Genomic DNA, 16,123 nt, shown 5'->3' on the forward strand with positions numbered 1-16,123 from the left:
TCGAGACGTGTTCGCGTGGTGGGGACGGACCGTGGTCCGGTTGCGATGGGTGGTGCTGGCCGCCGCCGCGTTGCTGGTCGTCGTCGGGGTGACCTGGGGGACCGGCCTGTTCGGGGCGGTCTCCGGTGGCGGTTTCGCCGACCCGGCGGCCGAGTCGACGCAGGCCCGGGAGCGGATCAACGCCGAGCTGGGCAACCAGGACGTCGACGTGCTGGTGCTGTACCGCAGCGACGCGGCCACCGTCGACGACCCGGCGTTCCGCGAGCCGGTCACCCAGACCCTGGAGTCGCTGGCCACCCGGCCGGAGGTGACCAGTGTCACCAGCTACTACGACACCGAGTCGCCGGCGTTGGTCGCCACCGACCGGCGGGCCACCTACGCCCTGGTCCAGCTCGCCGGCGACGACGAGGACGCCAAGACCGCCGCCTTCGAGCAGATCCGGCCGCTGCTGGACGCACCGGGGCTGGTCACCCGGGCCGGCGGTGCCGTGCCGTTCCTCGACCAGGCCAACGAGCAGACCATCCGGGACATCACCCGGGCCGAGCTGATCGCCCTGCCGATCCTGCTGGTGCTGCTGGTGCTGATCTTCGGTGGGCTGGTCGCGGCGTCGATGCCGCTGCTGGTCGGCGTGCTCGCCATCCTCGGTGCGTTCGTCGCGGTCCGGGCGCTGACCCTGGTCACCGAGGTCTCGGTGTTCGCGATCAACGTGATCACCCTGATCGGGCTGGGCATGGCGATCGACTACGCGTTGTTCGTGGTCAGCCGGTTCCGGGAGGAGTTGGCCGCCGGCCACCCGACCCCGGAAGCGCTGGTACGTACCGTCGCCACCGCCGGTCGTACCGTCGCTGTCTCCGGTCTGATCATCGGTACCTCGCTGATCAGCCTGCTGATCTTTCCGCAGCCGTTCCTGACCGGGATCGGCTTTGGCGGGATGGCAGCGGTGCTGGTCGCCATGCTCGCCTCGGTGACCGCACTGCCCGCCCTGTTGGCGGTGCTCGGCCCGCGGATCAACGCGCTCACCGTACCGTTGCCGTGGCGTCGCCGGTCGGCGCCGCAGCCGGGGGAGGCCGCCCGGGCCGGCGCCTGGGCCCGGATCGCCCGCAGCGTGATGCGGCGCCCGGTGCGCTACGTCACCGTGGTGGTGGTCGGGCTGCTGCTGCTGGCCACCCCGTTCCTGCGGGCCGAGTTCGGCGGCTTCGACGAGCGGGTGCTGCCGGCCGGTGCGCAGTCGCGGGTGGTGGCCGAGACGATCGCCGAGGAGTTCCCTGACGGCGCCAGCATCGGCCCGGTCGAAGTGCTGGTCTCCGGCGCCGGCCCCGACCTGGCGCAAGCCTTCGCCGAGGACATCGCCGGGCTGCCGGGCGCCACCGGTGCCCAGATCGCGGCGGTACGCGACACCTCGGCGCTGATCCGGGTGAGCTACGTCGGCGAGCCGACCGGCGACGAGGCCGAAGCACTGGTGCGGGCCATCCGGGACCTGCCGCCCCCGGCCGGGGCCGAGGTCCTCGTCGGTGGCCGCACCGCCGCTGACATCGACATGCTGGACAGCCTCGGCACCTACCTGCCGTGGATGGCGCTGCTGATGGCCACCGCCACCATGGTGCTGCTGTTTCTGGCGTTCGGCTCGGTGGTGTTGCCGGTCAAGGCGGTGCTGATGAACCTGGTGTCGATCGGCGCCTCGTTCGGCGTGGTGGTCTGGGTGTTCCAGGACGGGCACTTCGCCGACTGGCTCGGATTCACCCCGACCGGGTTCATCGATCCGACCAACCCGATCCTGATGTTGGCGGTGCTGTTTGGGCTGGCCACCGACTACGAGGTGTTCCTGCTGTCGCGGGTGCGTGAGGAGTGGGACCGCACCGGCGACAACACCGCGTCGGTCGCCGCCGGGCTGCAGCACACCGGGCGGATCATCACCGCCGCCGCGTTGCTGCTGATCGTGGTGGTGGCCGGTTTCGCCGCTGGTGGCATCTCGTTCATCAAGCTGATCGGGGTCGGGATGATCGTGGCGATCGTCGTCGACGCGACCCTGGTGCGGGTGCTGCTGGTGCCGGCGACGATGCGGCTGCTGGGTCGGTGGAACTGGTGGGCGCCGGGTCCGTTGGGCCGGCTGTACCGCCGGTTCGGCCTGCACGAGGCCCCGGCGAACCCGCAGTTGGCGTCGGTCGGCTCCGGTGCCGGTCCCGACGGCGCCACCGGCTGAACGCCAGCGTGGCGGAGTAGCCGGCCAGCACGATCACATGCAGCAGGTAGAGCCAGAGCAGCACCGCGACCGCCGCGCCGACCTGGTCGAGCCCGCCGAACGGCACCCCGAGGTCCAGCGGCAGCGAGCAGAACAGGATGAACCCGTGCAGGAAACCGGACAGGTTGGCGGCGGTGAACGAGCCGACCGCGACCGTGGCCAGCCAGTCCGGCTTGCCCGGCCCGACCACCCGGAACACCCAGACCAGCACCGGGCTCAGCCCCAACCAGACGGCCAGGAACGACACCACCACCCCGAGCGCGCCGGCCCAGCCGCCCCGGGCGAACAGCCCGGCGGCCGACGGTAGGGCCAGCAGCACCAGCAGCATCAACGCCGGTGCCGCGCCGAGCAGCGGTAGCAGTAGCACCCGGCCCCGCCAGCCGACCATCGACTCGGCCGGCTCCGGTGGTGGCGCCACCGACACGAATGCCCGGCGCAGCCCTTCGCCGTACAGCGAGGCGGGCAGCACTGCGGCCAGCGCCAGCACCGGGGTGAGGTGCAGGCCGGCGTCGATCAGGGCGGCGGCGGCCCGGTCGGCGCCGATCTGTTCGGGCAGGGTGTCGATCGCCGGGTCGGTGAGCCGACGGATCCGGCCCGCACCAGCGAACAGCCCGGTCAGCCAGATCGCCAGCAGCACCACCGGGACGACCGCGATCGCGCCGAAGAAGGTGATCGAGGCAGCGTGCAGCGACAGGTCCCGCCCGCGCAGCGGCCGGAATGCTGCCCGGACCAGCCGGCGACCTCGGGAGACCATGTTCCTCAGCTTTCCCCACCGGGGCGGTCTCCACTCCCGTACGGCGGTGGCCCGGCGTGGGGTGGCCCGTACGGTCCGGCTTTACGGTCGGCCAGCCGACATGGCCCGGTGCGCCGCCGTGGCGGGGCGTCGCGGCTAGTCTGGTCGGTGCATCATGTCCCGCGGAAAGGGGTGAGCACGTTGGCACAGCCGGCATTCGTGCCCGATCCGGAGCCGCCGCGTGAGCCGTCGTTCGACGTACTCGGCGATTTCGACGAGCCGTGGACCGCGCAGCTCGCCCTTGACCTGTTGCCGGAGACCAATGGTCCCAAGGTCGAGGTCCTCAGCGGGAGCGTGATCGTGACACCACATGCCGGGTACGACCATCAGACGATCGAGCTGGATCTGGCGTATCTGTTGAAGCAGGCAGCGCGCCGGGCGAAGCTCTGGCTGTACCACGAGGTCAACGTCGTCTCGGGCGACGACTTGTACACCCCCGACATCGTGGTGCTCCGCTCACCTGGTGGAGGACACGTCTCGATGCCGATCTCGGAAGCCGTGCTGCTCGGCGAGATCGTCTCCAAGGGCAACCGGCGCAAGGACGTGATCGACCGGCCACGGCAGTACGCCGCAGCCGGTGTGCCCTTCTTTCTCCGGGCGGATTTCCGGAACCGGGTGCCGGCACTGGCGTTGCACGAGCTGAGCGACGGGGAGTACCGGCCGGTGGCGGCGGCCGCGGCCGGAACCGCGTTCGTGATGAAGGAGCCGTTCGAGTTCACCATCGATCCGGCCGATCTGCTCGACGAGGCCGACGACGCACGGTGACGCGGTGTCCCGGTGACTCGGCGGCGCGCCCGGCGGCCGGGCGGCTGCGGCGCTGCGGGACAATGGGTCGGTGACTTCCTCCCCACGGGATATCGTGCTGCTCGGCTCCACCGGCTCGATCGGCACCCAGGCGGTCGACATCGTCACCCGCAACCCTGACCGGTTCCGCATCGTCGGGCTCGGCGCCGGCGGGGGAAACGTCGAGCTGCTCGCCGTACAGGCACTACTGTTGCAGGTCGAGGTGGTGGCGGTGGCCCGGGCCTCGGCGGCGCAGGACCTGCAGCTCGCCTTCTACGCTGAAGCGTCCCGGCGCGGCTATCCGACCGGTGGGTTCCGGATCCCGAAGATCCTGGCCGGCCCGTCGGCGATGGCCGAGCTTGCCGAGTGGCCGTGCGACGTGGTGCTCAACGGAGTGGACGGCTCCCGGGGGCTGGCCCCCACCCTGGCGGCGTTGCGGGCCGGCCGGACCCTGGCGCTGGCCAACAAGGAGTCGCTGATCGCCGGTGGTCCGATCGTGCGGGCCGCGATACAGCGCCCGGACCAGATCGTGCCGGTGGACTCCGAGCATTCGGCGCTCGCCCAGTGCCTGCGTTCGGGCACCGCCGACGAGGTGCGCAAGCTGGTGGTGACGGCGAGCGGCGGCCCGTTCCGGGGGCGGCCCCGTGCCGAGTTGACCGAGGTCACCCCGGAGCAGGCGATGGCCCACCCGACCTGGAACATGGGCCCGGTCATCACGATCAACTCGGCGACCCTGGTGAACAAGGGCCTGGAGATCATCGAGGCGCACGAACTGTTCCGCATCCCGTACCCGCGTATCGAGGTGGTGGTCCACCCACAGTCGGTGATCCACTCGATGGTGGAGTTCGTGGACGGTTCGACGGTCGCCCAGGCCAGTCCACCGGACATGCGACTGCCGATCGCGCTGGCCCTGGGCTGGCCGGCCCGGGTGCCGGCAGCGGCCGCGCCGGTCGACTGGACCCGGGCGCAGAGCTGGGAGTTCGCCCCGCTCGACGAGACGGCGTTCCCGGCGGTGGCGCTGGCCAAGCAGGCCGGCGCGGACGGCCGCTGCCGGCCGGCGGTCTACAACGCCGCGAACGAGGAGTGCGTGGCGGCGTTCGTCGCCGGCAGGCTACCGTTCCTCGGCATCGTCGACACGGTGGAGCGGGTGCTGCAGGCGGCACCGGACTTCGGCGAACCGGGTACGGTCGACGATGTGCTCACTGCGGAATCCTGGGCGCGAACCCGGGCGCATGAGCTGATCGGTGCATCGGCGGAGGGAGCTTGATGGCGTACCTGCTCGGGGTGGTTCTCTTCGCCCTCGCGATTCTCATCTCGGTCAGCCTGCACGAGGCCGGTCACATGGTGACCGCGAAAAAGTTCGGGATGAAGGTGACCCGGTACTTCGTCGGTTTCGGCCCGACCATCTGGTCGTTCCGGCGCGGTGAGACCGAGTACGGGCTCAAGGCCATCCCGCTGGGTGGCTTCTGCAAGATCGTCGGTATGACCCCGCAGGACGACGACGTGGCACCCGCCGACGAGTCCCGGGTGATGTGGCGCTTTCCGGTGTGGAAGCGGACGGTGGTGATGTCCGCCGGGTCGGTGACCCATTTCGGGCTGGCGATCGTCGCCCTCTGGCTGGCTGCGGTCTTCATGGGCCTGCCGAACCCGGACTTCCCCGCCACCGAGGAGCAGGCCCGTCAGGAGCCGGCGGTGGTCGCGGTCACCGACTGTGTGGTCGTCGAGTACGTGGCCCGTGCCTGCGAGGCCGGCGACCCGGCCAGCCCGGCCGCGCAGGCGGGCCTGCGTGACGGCGACCGGATCCTCGCGGTGAGCGGCACCCCGGTCGACACCTGGGGTGACATGCTGGAGGCGATCCGGGGTGCCGATCCGGGGCCGGCGACCGTCCGGTACGAGCGGGACGGGACGACCGGCACCGCCGAGGCGGAGCTCGCCGCAGTGCAGCGCCCCGAGCTGGGCACCGACGAGGGCCCGCTGAGCACGGTCGCCGCGCTCGGCGTCGGGCTGCGGATCGAGAAGCCCGGCATGGTGACGTACGGGCCGATCGAGGCATTCGGCGCGACCGGCGACTACCTGCGCCAGATGGCGGTCGGCACCGTCGAGGCGATGATGCGGATCCCGGAGAAGATCCCGGCGCTGTGGGCCTCGATCACCGGCGCGGAGCGCGACATCGACACCCCGATCAGCGTGGTCGGTGCCAGCCGGCTCGGCGGGGAGGCGGTGGCCAACGATGCCTGGGAGTTGTTCGTGCTGCTGTTCATCTCGCTGAATTTCTTCGTCGGGGTGTTCAACCTGCTGCCGCTGCTGCCGCTGGACGGCGGGCACATCGCGATCGCCTGGTTCGAGAAGGCCAGGTCCTGGCTGTACGCGGTGCTGGGCCGACCCGACCCGGGGCGGGTCGACTACTTCAAGCTGATGCCACTCACGTACGCGGTTCTGCTGATCGGTGGCGCGTTCACGCTGCTGACCATCACCGCGGACGTGGTCAATCCGATCACGCTGTTCTCGAGGTGAGTTGAGAAGTGACCGCTGTCAGTCTGGGCATGCCCGCAGTGCCGCCGCCGCCGTTGGCGCCGCGCCGGGTCAGCCGGCAGATCATGGTCGGTCCGGTGCCGGTGGGTGGCGGTGCACCGGTCTCCGTACAGTCGATGACCACCACGGTGACCTCGGACGTCAACGCGACGTTGCAGCAGATCGCCGAGCTGACCGCGTCCGGCTGCCAGATCGTGCGGGTCGCCGTGCCGTCGCAGGACGACGCGGACGCGCTGCCGACGATCGCCCGCAAGTCGCAGATCCCGGTGATCGCCGACATCCACTTCCAGCCGAAGTACGTCTTCGCTGCGATCGACGCCGGCTGTGCGGCAGTGCGGGTCAACCCGGGCAACATCCGGCAGTTCGACGACAAGGTGGCGGAGATCGCCAAGGCGGCGTCGGCGGCCGGTACACCGATCCGGATCGGTGTCAACGCCGGTTCGCTGGACAAGCGGTTGCTGGCCAAGCATGGCAAGGCGACCGCCGAGGCGCTGGTGGAGTCGGCGTTGTGGGAGTGCTCGCTGTTCGAGGAGCACGACTTCCGGGACATCAAGATCTCGGTCAAGCACAACGACCCGGTGGTGATGATCCGGGCGTACCGGCTGCTGGCCGAGCAGTGCGACTATCCGCTGCACCTCGGGGTGACCGAGGCCGGCCCGGCGTTTCAGGGCACGGTCAAGTCGGCGGTGGCGTTCGGCGCGCTGCTGGCCGAAGGGATCGGCGACACCATCCGGGTGTCCCTGTCCGCGCCGCCGGTGGAGGAGATCAAGGTCGGTACGGCGATCCTGGAGTCGCTCGGGTTGCGTGAGCGGGGCTTGGAGATCGTTTCCTGCCCGTCCTGCGGGCGGGCGCAGGTGGACGTGTACACCTTGGCCGACCAGGTGACCGCTGCGCTGGACGGGTTTCCGGCTCCGTTGCGGGTGGCGGTGATGGGATGCGTGGTGAACGGGCCGGGCGAGGCCCGGGAGGCCGATCTCGGGGTGGCGTCCGGCAACGGCAAGGGCCAGATCTTCGTCAAGGGCGAAGTGATCAAGACGGTGCCGGAGTCGCAGATCGTGGAGACCCTGGTGGAGGAGGCGCTGCGGATCGCCGACGAGATGGGCGCCGAGTTGCCGGCGGAGATGCGTGAGCTTCTTCCCGGGCCGACGGTCACGGTGCACTGAGGCGTGACGCGCGCCGGCCCGGGGCCGGCTGTCGTTTCTGATCCCGTTGGCGGACGTCGGTCCGCCAACGGGATCTCTTTGTGCCGGTCAGGGGGCGTTGCCGGCAGCGGCGGATTGGTCGGGGTGCACCTCCGGGGGCATCAACATCGGCGTGCGCCGATTGACAAAGTTTGGGCTCCCGACTTAGTCTGCGGCCACTTCGCTGGTGCTGGCTGCTCGTTTGCGACCGCCGGTGCCCGTCCCTTCGTGCCTGACCCGCAGGCACACCCCACGGCGAGGAGCGACATGACTCAACAGACAACGACGGCTCGCGGGAGAAGGTGGCGCGCCGGCCTGGTCGCTGGCGGTGTGACCGCCGCACTGGTCGGCGGAAGCGTCGCCGTCGCGGCCAGCGCGCACGCGGCCGCCGGCTGCCGGGTGGTCTACTCGGCACCCGCCCAGTGGCCAGGCGGCTTCACCGCCAACGTCAACGTCACCAACCTGGGCGACCCGATCAACGGTTGGCAGCTGACCTGGGCCTTCCCGTCCGGACAGCAGGTCACCCAGGCCTGGAACGCCACCATCACCAGCTCGGGCAGCCAGGTCACCGCGACCAACGTCAGCTACAACGCCAACCTCGGCACCAACGCGACCGTCTCGTTCGGCTTCAACGGCTCCTGGTCGGGCAGCAACACCGCCCCGACGTCGTTCGCGCTCAACGGTGTCACCTGCACCGGCAGCGTGGGTCCCACCACGCCGCCGACCGACCCACCGTCGCCGACGGTGCCGCCGACCACCGCGCCGCCGTCCCCGACGCCGACCGCGACCCCGCGTCCGCCGGGCAACCCGCAGGACGTCGTCGACGCCATGCAGCCGGGGTGGAACCTGGGCAACACCCTCGACGCGACCGGCGACAACGTCGACGGCAGCGGTGAGACCTCATGGGGCAACCCGTTGGTCACCCGGGATCTGATCCGCACCATCAAGACGCAGGGCTTCAACAGCATCCGGATTCCGGCGACCTGGACGCACCACCACGGCGGCGCGCCCAACTACACGATCGACCCCACCCGGCTCGCCCGGGTGAAGCAGATCGTCGACTGGGCCCTCGCCGAGGACCTCTACGTGATGATCAATCTGCATCACGACTCCTGGCAGTGGATCAACACGATGCCCAGCAACCGCACCGGCGTCCTGGATCGCTACTCGGCGCTGTGGACCCAGCTGGCGAACACCTTCCGTGACTCGTCGCCAAAGTTGCACTTCGAGAGCGTCAACGAGCCGCAGTTCAGCAACAGCTCCGGCGATGCCCAGAACGCCCAGTTGCTCGACGAGCTGAACCGGACGTTCCATCAGATCGTCCGCAACTCCGGCGGCAACAACGCCACCCGGCTGCTCATCCTGCCGACCCTGCACACCTCGTCCGACCAGGCCCGGCTCGACGAGCTCGCCAGCACGTTCACCGCACTGAACGACCCCAACCTGATCGCCACGGTGCACTACTACGGGTACTGGCCGTTCAGCGTCAACGTCGCCGGCGGCTACCGCTTCGACGCCACCGCCCAGCAGGACGTGATCGACTCGCTCAACCGGGTGCAGAACACCTTCGTGTCCCGGGGCATCCCGGTTGTCATCGGCGAGTTCGGTCTGCTCGGCTTCGACCGGCACACCGGCACCATCCAGCAGGGCGAGAAACTGAAGTTCTTCGAGTTCTTCGGTTACCACACCCGGACCCGCGGCATCGCCACCCAGCTGTGGGACAACGGCCAGCACCTCGGCCGGACCAGCTTCCAGTGGAGCGACCCGGAGCTCATCGCCCACATCAAGTCGGCCTGGACCACCCGCTCCGGCACCGCCGCCAGCGACATGATCTTCGTGCCGCGTACCGGCAGCGTCACCGCCAAGACCCTCGCGTTGAACCTCAACGGGCTGACCTTCCAGGGACTGCGGCAGGGTAGCACCGACCTTGTCCGGGGGACCGACTACACGGTCAGCGGCAACCAGTTGACGCTGCCCGCGTCCACCGTCACCCGCCTGGTCGGCAATCGGGCGTACGGGGTGAACGCCACCCTGCACGCCCGCTTCTCGTCCGGCGTGCCGTGGCGAATCAACATCATCTCGTCGGATCCGCCGGTACTGGCCAACGCGAGTGGTACCACCTCGTCGTTCAACATCCCGACGACCTTCCGCGGTGACCAACTGGCCACCATGGAGGCGCGGTACGCGGACGGTTCCAACGCCGGCCCGCACAACTGGACGTCGTACAAGGAGTTCGACGTCACCTTCCGGCCGAACTACGCCGCGAACACGATCACCTTGACGTCGGACTTCTTCGCTGAGGTCAACGACGGCTCCCCGGTGACGCTCACCTTCCACTTCTGGAGCGGTACGACGATCGCCTACACCGTTGCACGTAACGGCTCGGCGGTGACCGGCACCACCTCGTAACATTCCTCTGGCACCCGGTGGGTGCCGCCGACACACCCGGCGGCACCCACCGGCCCGGTACCCACCCGGCCCTGAGGGCCGACTGGTCAGCAGCAGTCCGGCCCGCAGCAGTCCGGCTCGCAGTCGCAGCGCGTGGTCAGCTCCAGCATCGTGATCACCTCCCGTCCCCATCCGGTGGGCACCATCGGCCCGGTTCCGGTGGCGGGCAGGCCGTGGTCGGCAGCTTCTCAGCCATCGCCGCCATCTCCGCCCGTAGCGCGGTCAGCCGGGCCAGCTCCACGTCGACCTCGGCGATCCGGCGGCGCAGCAACTGCTCCGCCGGCTCACACGGGCAGACGCCGGTGTCCCGGACGGCGAGCAGATCGGCGATTTCCCGCAGCCGGAGCCCGAGTCGCTGACAGCCCCGGATGAACCGGAGCCGGTCGACCGCCGCGGTGCCGTACACGCGGTAGCCGGTAGGGGTCCGCTCCGGCGGGTGCAGCAGCCCGGCCCGTTCGTAGTAGCGGACGGTGTCCGGCGAGACACCGGCGGCGACGGCGAGTGCGGCGACCCGCAGGCCGCGCCGCCCGGATCCGCCGGTTCCGGAGGCATCGGTCCCGCACGCCTCATCCGCCCCGGCGGCGCAGCCGGTGAGGTCGAGAACCTCGACTCTTGTGCCCGTGGTCATGTCGACGACGGTAGACCTCGGAGTGCACTCCAAGGTCAAGCCGGTATTCGCTGGCCGTGCCGAAGCAGTCCGTCGATGATGACCGACATGACGATCGACATGTTCACCGACCCGGACGCCGACCCCCGTACCGATCCGCCGGTGCTCGGCGACGAGCGGGCCACCCTCACCGGGTTCCTCGACTGGCACCGCCGGACCCTGGAGCTCAAATGCGGCGGACTCGACCCGCAGCAGCTGGCCCGGCGGTCGGTGCAGCCGTCGGCGCTGTCGCTGCTCGGGCTGGTGCGGCACCTCGCCGACGTGGAACGGTACTGGTTCCGGCGGGTGATGGCCGGCGAGGAGGCGCCGCCCCGCTTCTACTCCGAGGCCGCGCCCAACGACGACTTCGACGCTGCTGTCGCCGACCCGGCGGCGGTCACCCAGGCGTGGGAGGCGTGGCGGGAGGAGATTGAGTACGCCCAGCGTTTCGTCGCCGACGCGGCCGGACTGGACGTCACGGGCTCGGGCCGGCGCGGCCCGATCTCGCTGCGCTGGGTGCTGACCCACATGATCGAGGAGTACGCCCGGCACAACGGTCACGCCGACCTGCTGCGGGAATGCATCGACGGGGCGGCCGGCCAGTAGGACCCGCCGGTCCACCCGCCGGCGGCCGAGCTGACCACCCCGTCGAAGGTCAACGGGTCCGCGAAGGCGGTTGAGTCCGCAGGTCACCGATCCGCACGAACTCGACGGCTGCGGAGATCAGCCCGAATACTGTGAGCGCCGGCAGGCTGATCACAGCGGGCAGTGCGGCGGTCGGGAAGGCCAGCACGATGACCGCACCGCCGCTGGCGATCCGGTACCAGCTGATTGCGCGCCAGGTCCGCCACCAGTACACCTGATTGGCGAGCAGGTAGAACCCCACCCCCCAGTAGAAAGCGTAGTGGCCGAACCGGATACCGGTGTCGTCGCGCGGCACCGCGGCCTGGTGCAGGCCGTACGCGATCAGGATGACGCAGGCGACCATCGGCAGGTGCAGGTAGGTGAACGCGTCGCGGGCGAGTCTGGCCCGGTCGACGCCGGTCTGCGCGTCCAAGGTGAGGCGGGCCGAGTCGATCGTCGTGGAGTATGGCCACCAGAGAGCGCCGACGGTGACCGCCGCCGTGACGACGATGACCATGACACTGGTGGAGACCGGCTGATCCGCGACGGCCAGACCGACCGAGATGATCGTCTCGCCGAACGCGACGAGCATGATCAGCGCGTACCGGTCCACCCAGTGCCGAGCGGATCGGGGCCGCCAGGATTTCACCCCGGTGGGGTAGCTGCCGGCGAGTTGGATGGTGAGCGCGGCGACCCAGAGCAGCGTGACGGCCGGGATTCCGGCCAGCCAGTCGGGCGACGCGAACTCCACCACCGCGGACCCGATGAGCAGCAGCAGCGCGGCCGTCGACGGTACGGCGTTCTGCAGTGCGAGCGCCCCCAGCACCGGCTCGGTACGCGATGCCTGCAGGATCAGCACGGTCTGCATGAGCTGGGCGCCGAGATAACTGGCGACGATGATCAGCGAACCGGGCAGACTTCCCGGGGCCGGTTCGAAGGCCTGCGGGGTGGCGATCCCGATCGTCAGAACCGAGGCGGCGATGCCGATCGTGGTGAACCGGACCAGGACCGTATCGGTGCGGACCGCGTTGGTGAGCCAGGAGAAGGAGGTCCAGGCCCACCACAGCAGCGCCAGCAGGGTCAGCCCTCGGACGAGGCCCCAGACCGAGGCGTGCCGGGTCATCAGCGTGGTGACCTGGATGAACGCGAAGACGAAGACCAGGTCGAGGAAGAGTTCCCGGGGGGTGACCCCGTGCAGGCGGGACGTCTCGGATTCGGCCAGCCGGTGCAGTTGGACGTGGCGGCGGCGGAACACCGTCCGGTCGGCGATCAGCATCGCCACGACGCCGACGGCCAGCAGCGCCAACGCGCCCAGCGGTGGGACGCGGGTGGCCACCGGGAGCAGGCCTACTAGCAGGGCGATGCCAAGGAGCGGGCTGCGACCCAGCAGACGTCCGGACAGCCATTCGAAGGCGACCAGCGCCAGCAGGTAGAGCAGCACGCCGCCGTAGAGGATGGCCGCGTCGGCGGTGGTCCAGGGGTGTTCGGAGCCGCCGGTGATGGTGGCGGTCGCATGTTTGAGGCCGAGGGCGAAGAAGATCAGCCCACCGATCATCGGCAGGTGCAGGCCGCTGTACACGTCCCGGGCCATCCGGGTCTGGTCGACGCCGGATCTCCGGGAGAGAGCATGCTCGGCGAGGATCTTGGCTAGATCGAAGTAGGTCCACCACAGGGCGGAGACGATGACCAGGCCGAGCGTCGCGGCGGCGATCAGCGGCCAGGTGACCGGGAGGTCGGCACCAATACCACCGCCGGTGCCCATCGAGATGATCGTCTCGCCGAGCGCGATCAGGACGATCAGCGCGTGCCGTTCCGCCAGATGCCACGGCGAGACGATCTGCCAGCTGCCGCGACCGACCGCGGTCAGCACCACGAAGTCGATGGACAGGGCCAGGGCGAACAGCACCAGCCGTACCAGATCGGCGTCGAACCGGGCCGGCAGGTGCGGCGGCAGCAGCGCGGCGGCCAGCAGCACCGACGCCGACGCGGCGAGCGTCAGCCAGGCGATCGCAGCGGGCCGGCGGCCGGCCGGACCTTCCGACCAGCGGGACCGGGTGAGGACTGTGAGGACGCTGACCCGGATCGCCAGGTAGCCGACCACCACCACGACCGGTCCCGGCAATTTGCCGGGCAGGTCGACGAACGTCTCGGGTACGGTCACGCCGATGACCAGCAGGACGGTGGCGATGCCGGCCATCATCAGCGGCATGCCGCCCCGGTCCAGGTGGACGACGTTGCCGAGCCAGACGACCGGGGTCCAGCAGTGCCACAGCAGCAGGATCACCAGGACCCCGCGGAGCATGCCGACCGCGGTCAGATCGGCCGCCATCAAGGTGGTGACCTTCAGGAAAGCGAACACGAAGAACAGGTCGACGAACAGTTCCATCCAGCTGACGTCGCCGGTGACCAGCGGATTCCGGCGCACCAGGCGGAGACCGCCAGCGGTCGGATGCGGGTGCGGGCTGTCGTCGTGCACGCCCCAACTGTGGCAACCATCGCCCCGCACCGGAGCGGATCGCTGAACTCTCGACTGCCCGGACGCTCGTCCGGGCGGGTCAGCCGAGATACCGCGGTCGGGTCGGTGAGACCTGGAACGGCCGGAGGGCGGGCCCCGACGTCGTTGTCGGGGCCCGCCCTCCGGGACTGTCCGGGATTGGAGAAACGGTCCGGGTCAGGCCGAGTCGCCGGTGGAGCCGGCCGGCACGGTGCGGCGGGCCGCCGGGTAACGGATGCTCTCCACCATCTCGGAGATCTCCTCCGGTGGCGGCGCCGTCATCTTCGACACGACGATCGTGACGATGAAGTTGACGACCGCACCGATGGTGCCGATGGCCTCCGGGCTGATGTCGAAGATGTGCGGGTTCGCTGAAGTGCCGAACACCTCCAACGTGTAGATCATGTACGCGGCGGTGAACGCCATTCCGGACACCATGCCGGCCGCGGCACCGGTGGCGTTACATCGTTTCCAGAAGATGCCGAGCACGATGATCGGGAAGAAGCTCGCTGCGGCGAGACCGAAAGCGAACGCCACCACCTGGGCCACGAACGCCGGCGGGTTGATGCCGGCGTAGACCGAGATCAGTACCGCCAGGCCCATGGCGATCCGTCCGGCGAGCAGCCGCTGCTTGTCCGTCGAGTCCCGCTTCACCCGGCGGAAGTACAGGTCGTGCGAGAACGACGAGGAGATGACCAGCAGCAGGCCGGCGGCGGTCGACATCGCGGCCGCCATGCCGCCGGCGGCCACCAGGCCGACGATCGGTGCCGGCAGGCCGGCGATCTCCGGACTGGCCAGCACCAGGATGTCGTTGTTGACGATCAGGTCGGCCCCGGACGTCGGACTGTTGCTGACCGTCTGGATCGTCTGCGCGTTCTCGTTGACCGTGACCAGGCCGGTCGCCGCCCAGTTCTCGATCCACCTGGGCAATGAGTCCGCCGCCACGCCGTTGACGTCCTGCAGCAGGTTCAGCTTGGTGAACGCGCCCACCGCCGGAGCGGTGGTGTAGAGCAACGCGATGAAGAACAGTGCCCAGAACGCCGAGTAGCGGGCGCCTCGGACCGTCTTCGTCGTGTAGAACCGGATGATCACGTGCGGCAGGCCAGCGGTACCGATCATCAGTGACATTGTCACCAGGAACACGTCGATCTGCGGTCGGGCGGAGAACGCCTCGGTGAACTGGCTCAGCCCCATCTGGGTGCTGAGCGCGTTGAGTTCGCCGAGGATCTGCCCGAAGGTGACCTGCGGGATCGGCAGCCCGGTCATCTGCTGTGCCACCGCGATCGCCGGGATCAGGTAGGCGATGATGAGCACCGTGTACTGCGACACCTGGGTCCAGGTGATGCCCTTCATGCCACCGAGCACCGCGTACGCGAAGATGATCAGCGCCGCGACGATGACGCCGCCGGTGATGTCCAGCCCGAGGAACCGGCTGAACACGATGCCGCCGCCGCGCATCTGTCCGACGACGTACGTGAAGGAGATGATGATCGCGGCCACGGCGGCGATCGTCCGTACGGTCTCCGAGTAGCGGTCGCCGACGAACTCCGGGACCGTGAACTTGCCCCACTTACGCAGGTAGGGGGCGATGAGCAGAGCAAGCAGAACGTAGCCGCCGGTCCAGCCCATCAAATAGATGGAACCGTCCGAACCGAGGAACGCGATCAGACCGGCCATCGAGATGAACGACGCGGCCGACATCCAGTCGGCGGCGACGGCCGCACCGTTGGCGACGGTCGGGATTCCCTGACCGGCCACGTAGAAGCCGGTCGTTTCCTTGACCCGGCTGCGCCAGGCGATGCCGAGGTAGAGGGCGAAGGTGAGGATGATGAAGCCGAGCGTCCAGCCCTGGATCTGGGTCACTTCTCTCCCCCTTCCGCCGGTCGCTCACCGACACCGAACTGGTCGTCCATCCGGTCCATCATTTTCGCGTATACCAGAATCAGAATGACAAAGGTGTAGATTGATCCTTGCTGGGCGAACCAGAACCCCAGCGGGAATCCAAGAATCTCGATATTGTTCAACGGCTGGATCAACAGGATTCCGCAGACGAACGAGACGACGAACCAGATGGCGAGCAGGATCACCATGAGGCGCAGGTTCTTGCGCCAGTACTCCTGGCGCCAGCCGTTGTCCGGTGGTGACGTCGCCGGTGGCGGTTCCCCGCCACCGGCGTTGTTGTCGGGGGTTACGTCAGTCACTGTGGGGCCTCCTAGTCGTTATGGGAACGGCAGGTGACGGGCCGTGGCGCAGCGACCGGCAGGCCACCGTGCCGCGACTGTGCCGCTGTCCGATCCGCACCTCCGCTGGTCGGTCGGGACCGCCCGACGGCTTGTGCGGTCGGTCACACCCTTAATCTGGGAAGAGAACGTGACCCGGCCCG

At 69.4% G+C, this 16,123-nt stretch carries 11 protein-coding genes and 1 pseudogene; 7 read left to right on the top strand and 5 right to left on the bottom strand.

The genetic code is table 11. The features are described from left to right. Positions 1-7: 7 nt before the first annotated feature. Positions 8-2,200, top strand: a complete 2,193-nt coding sequence (locus O7610_RS01110; RefSeq protein WP_281553902.1) for an MMPL family transporter — start codon at positions 8-10, stop codon at positions 2,198-2,200. Here O7610_RS01110 and O7610_RS01115 read toward each other — a convergent pair. Beyond that, a pseudogene (locus O7610_RS01115) lies at positions 2,187-2,993 on the bottom strand (YhjD/YihY/BrkB family envelope integrity protein); the annotation flags it as partial. The gene O7610_RS01110 and the pseudogene O7610_RS01115 sit on opposite strands and share 14 nt — an antisense overlap. Positions 2,994-3,173: 180 nt before the next feature. Here O7610_RS01115 and O7610_RS01120 point away from each other — a divergent pair. The 5 genes from O7610_RS01120 to O7610_RS01140 all read left to right on the top strand — a co-directional run bounded on the left by O7610_RS01120 (position 3,174) and on the right by O7610_RS01140 (position 9,937). After that, complete coding sequence (locus O7610_RS01120) at positions 3,174-3,797, top strand: Uma2 family endonuclease (RefSeq protein WP_281553903.1); 624 nt, start codon at positions 3,174-3,176, stop codon at positions 3,795-3,797. Positions 3,798-3,891: 94 nt separating this feature from the next. Then, positions 3,892-5,082, top strand: coding sequence for a 1-deoxy-D-xylulose-5-phosphate reductoisomerase (gene dxr, locus O7610_RS01125; RefSeq protein WP_281555498.1), 1,191 nt, complete (start codon positions 3,892-3,894; stop codon positions 5,080-5,082). Further along, positions 5,082-6,329: a M50 family metallopeptidase gene (locus O7610_RS01130; RefSeq protein WP_281553904.1), complete on the top strand. Its 1,248-nt coding sequence runs from the start codon at positions 5,082-5,084 to the stop codon at positions 6,327-6,329. The genes dxr and O7610_RS01130 overlap by 1 nt, the downstream gene beginning before the upstream one ends. An 8-nt stretch (positions 6,330-6,337) precedes the next feature. Next, positions 6,338-7,510, top strand: a complete 1,173-nt coding sequence (gene ispG, locus O7610_RS01135; protein ID WP_281553905.1) for a flavodoxin-dependent (E)-4-hydroxy-3-methylbut-2-enyl-diphosphate synthase — start codon at positions 6,338-6,340, stop codon at positions 7,508-7,510. A gap of 285 nt (positions 7,511-7,795) precedes the next feature. Next, positions 7,796-9,937 (top strand): cellulase family glycosylhydrolase, encoded by a 2,142-nt coding sequence (locus tag O7610_RS01140; RefSeq protein ID WP_281553906.1) that lies wholly within the window; start codon positions 7,796-7,798, stop codon positions 9,935-9,937. 154 nt (positions 9,938-10,091) lie between these two features. Here the strand turns inward: O7610_RS01140 and O7610_RS01145 are convergent, their stop codons facing one another. After that, the gene (locus tag O7610_RS01145; RefSeq protein ID WP_281553907.1) at positions 10,092-10,604 is read right to left on the bottom strand and encodes a MerR family transcriptional regulator; all 513 of its coding nucleotides are present in this window, start codon (positions 10,602-10,604) and stop codon (positions 10,092-10,094) included. A gap of 87 nt (positions 10,605-10,691) precedes the next feature. Between O7610_RS01145 and O7610_RS01150 the strand changes: the two genes are divergently transcribed. Then, the gene (locus tag O7610_RS01150) at positions 10,692-11,228 is read left to right on the top strand and encodes a DinB family protein (RefSeq protein ID WP_281553908.1); all 537 of its coding nucleotides are present in this window, start codon (positions 10,692-10,694) and stop codon (positions 11,226-11,228) included. Positions 11,229-11,277: 49 nt separating this feature from the next. Here O7610_RS01150 and O7610_RS01155 read toward each other — a convergent pair whose 3' ends face one another. From O7610_RS01155 to O7610_RS01165, 3 genes are all read right to left on the bottom strand, one after another. Beyond that, the gene (locus tag O7610_RS01155) at positions 11,278-13,722 is read right to left on the bottom strand and encodes a low temperature requirement protein A (RefSeq protein WP_281553909.1); all 2,445 of its coding nucleotides are present in this window, start codon (positions 13,720-13,722) and stop codon (positions 11,278-11,280) included. 195 nt (positions 13,723-13,917) lie between these two features. Beyond that, positions 13,918-15,603 (bottom strand): sodium:solute symporter family protein, encoded by a 1,686-nt coding sequence (locus O7610_RS01160; RefSeq protein ID WP_281553910.1) that lies wholly within the window; start codon positions 15,601-15,603, stop codon positions 13,918-13,920. Beyond that, positions 15,600-15,941 (bottom strand): DUF4212 domain-containing protein, encoded by a 342-nt coding sequence (locus tag O7610_RS01165; RefSeq protein ID WP_289212472.1) that lies wholly within the window; start codon positions 15,939-15,941, stop codon positions 15,600-15,602. Before O7610_RS01165 ends, O7610_RS01160 begins: the two co-directional genes overlap by 4 nt. Positions 15,942-16,123 lie beyond the last annotated feature (182 nt).

The sequence above is a fragment of the Solwaraspora sp. WMMA2065 genome, assembly GCF_030345075.1.
Taxonomy (GTDB): Bacteria; Actinomycetota; Actinomycetes; order Mycobacteriales; family Micromonosporaceae; genus Micromonospora_E.